This is a genomic window from Streptomyces sp. NPDC058525 (assembly GCF_042719495.1).
Classification (GTDB): Bacteria; Actinomycetota; Actinomycetes; order Streptomycetales; family Streptomycetaceae; genus Streptomyces.
Map to the genome: position 1 here is coordinate 1 of NZ_JBHXNP010000213.1, position 2,444 is coordinate 2,444.

1 protein-coding gene and 2 tRNA genes are annotated in these 2,444 nt (G+C 74.2%); all 3 read left to right on the forward strand.

All coding sequences use genetic code 11. The features are described from left to right. Window positions 1-18: 18 nt before the first annotated feature. The 3 genes from ACFWP3_RS41845 to ACFWP3_RS41855 all read left to right on the forward strand — a co-directional run bounded on the left by ACFWP3_RS41845 (window position 19) and on the right by ACFWP3_RS41855 (window position 2,335). Window positions 19-92 (forward strand) — tRNA-Met (locus tag ACFWP3_RS41845). A gap of 202 nt (window positions 93-294) precedes the next feature. Further along, complete coding sequence (locus ACFWP3_RS41850; RefSeq protein WP_384232199.1) at window positions 295-2,157, forward strand: sel1 repeat family protein; 1,863 nt, start codon at window positions 295-297, stop codon at window positions 2,155-2,157. 104 nt (window positions 2,158-2,261) lie between these two features. Next, window positions 2,262-2,335: transfer RNA gene (locus tag ACFWP3_RS41855), tRNA-Met, on the forward strand. Window positions 2,336-2,444: the final 109 nt, after the last annotated feature.

Consider the following 2,444-nt stretch of genomic DNA (forward strand, 5'->3'; position numbering starts at 1 on the left):
ATACTGTGGTTTCACCGACGCGGGGTGGAGCAGCTCGGTAGCTCGCTGGGCTCATAACCCAGAGGTCGCAGGTTCAAATCCTGTCCCCGCTACTGAAAACGAAGGCCCGGATCCCATGGGATCCGGGCCTTCGTCATGTCCGGGGTGGACACGCGGTAGCTGAGACGGGTGAGTTGGGGCGGGAGCGTGTTTGACTTGACTCTCTATGGGCATGTCGACAAAACGCTGTAGTGACCTCACTGGCTGCGACATACCAGGTGTACGCGGGTAGCAGGTGATGCGACGATGGGATTTATGGGGGACAGGCCAACTCTGCTGGAGACAGGGCGGTTTGCGAGGGCGGATGCCGAGCCGGGTACGGGAGCCGGTGACCCGGCTCCCGTTGTCAACGCGCAGACCGCGCTGACCGATGCGGACTTCTTGGACAGGCACAGCACGGAGGAAATGTTCGCCGAGACCGATGCGGCGAGCGACGCCGAGCTCGAGGCCCGGCACCGGGCGGCCGCCGACAAGGGCGACCCCGGTGCCATGAGCGTGCTCGGTGCGCTGCTGCTGCGCCGCGGCGACCTCGACGGGGCCGAGCCGTACCTGCGCGGCGCCACGGGGGAAGGGGACCGCGCCGCCGCGAACAACCTGGGCGTACTGCTGCACCAGCGGGGCTACCCGGAGGAGGCGGCCGGCTGGTGGCGGGTGGCCGCCGTGGCCGGATCCGCTCCGGCCGCGCATGCCCTGGGCCGCCACTTCCGCGAGCGCGGGGACGAGCCCGCCGCCGAGTACTGGCTCCGCCAGGCGGCGGAATCCGGCCATGCGCTGGGGGCGTACGGCCTGGCCGACCTCCTGGAGCACCGCGGCGACAAGGGCGTGGAGCGGTGGTTCCGCGCCGCGGCGGAGCAGGGGCACCGCGAAGCCGCGTACCGGCTGGCCCGGCACCTGCGCAAGGGCGACCCCGCCGAGGCCGAGCAGTGGTACCGGCAGGCCGCCGCGCGCGGGCACCGCCGTGCCGCGCTGCACCTGGGCGCGCTGCTGGAGGCGCGCGGCGAGCTCAAGGAGGCCGGGCGCTGGTACCTGACCTCCGCCAAGCAGGGCGAGGCCCGGGCGGCCTGCGCGCTGGGCTTCCTGCTGCGCGACGCCGGGGACGAGGACAGCGCCGCCGCGTGGTGGCACCGCGCCGCGCAGGACGGCGACGGCAACGCCGCCAACGCGCTCGGAGCGCTGCACGCCGCCCGCGGCGAGACCCAGACCGCGGAGCGCTGGTACCGCACCGCCATGGACGCGGGCGACCAGAACGGGGCGTACAACCTTGCTTTGCTGTGCGTCGCACAGGACCGCACGGCGCAGGCCGAGCAGTGGTACCGGCGCGCGGCCTACGCCGGCCACCGCGAGGCGGCCAACGCGCTCGCCATCCTGCTGCTCCAGGGCGGGGACGCGGCGGGCGCGGAGCCGTGGTTCTCGAAGGCGGCCGAGGCGGGCAGCGTGGACGCCGCCTTCAACCTCGGGATCCTGTTCGCCAGCCGCGACGAGGACCGCACGGCGCTGAAGTGGTACGAGCGGGCCGCGTCGGCGGGCCACACCGACGCCGCGCTCCAGGTCGGCATCGCGCTCGTGCGCGACGGCGAGGAGCGGGCCGCCGAGCGGCACCTGCGGTGCGCGGCCGGCGGCGGCAGCGCGGAGGCGGCCTTCCGGCTGGCCTCGCTGCTGGAGTCGCTGGCCCCGCCGCCGGAGCCGGTGGCGCTGGGCGAGCCGGTGGGCGGCGCGCCGCGGACCGAGAGCGAGGAGTGGTACGAGCGGGCCGCCGAGCTGGGGCACCGCCGGGCCCAGGTGCGCGTCGGCATGCTCGCCGCGGCCCGGGGCGACCTGGCGGCCGCCGCGCGCTGGTACCGGGAGGCGGCCGAGGCCGGGTCCCGCAACGGCGCGTTCAACCTCGGGCTGCTGCTGGCCCGCGAGGGGAGCGAGCCGGAGGCGGCCCTGTGGTGGACCCGCGCGGCGGTGGCGGGCCACGGCCGCGCCGCCCTGCGGCTGGGCCTGCTCGCGGCTCGGCACGGGGACCTGGCCGAGGGGCAGAAGTGGTGCGTCCGTGCCATGGAGCTGGGCCCGGCGGAGGTCTCGGAGCGGGCGGCGCGGCTGCGCGACGCCCTCGCCGAGGAGCTCTCGGCCTGACCCCGGGCCAGGGGTCCCGGCGGCCCGGGTGCGGAGCCGCAGGCCGGCGTCGGTTAACCGATTTGCATCTGTCGTGTCGCCTCACGTAAAGTCGTGTTTACCGACGCGGGGTGGAGCAGCTCGGTAGCTCGCTGGGCTCATAACCCAGAGGTCGCAGGTTCAAATCCTGTCCCCGCTACTGAAGGCTCAGGGCCCGGATCCCATGGATCCGGGCCCTGAGTCGTTTTCACACGTGAAGCGGACGAAGGAGGAGGGCCCGGATGCCCAGGGGATAGGGGCCCACCAAG

Bases quoted from the DNA above. Each gene is read 5' to 3' on its own strand.
- ACFWP3_RS41850 (WP_384232199.1), top strand. From the start codon at position 295: ATGGGGGACAGGCCAACTCTGCTGGAGACAGGGCGGTTTGCGAGGGCG.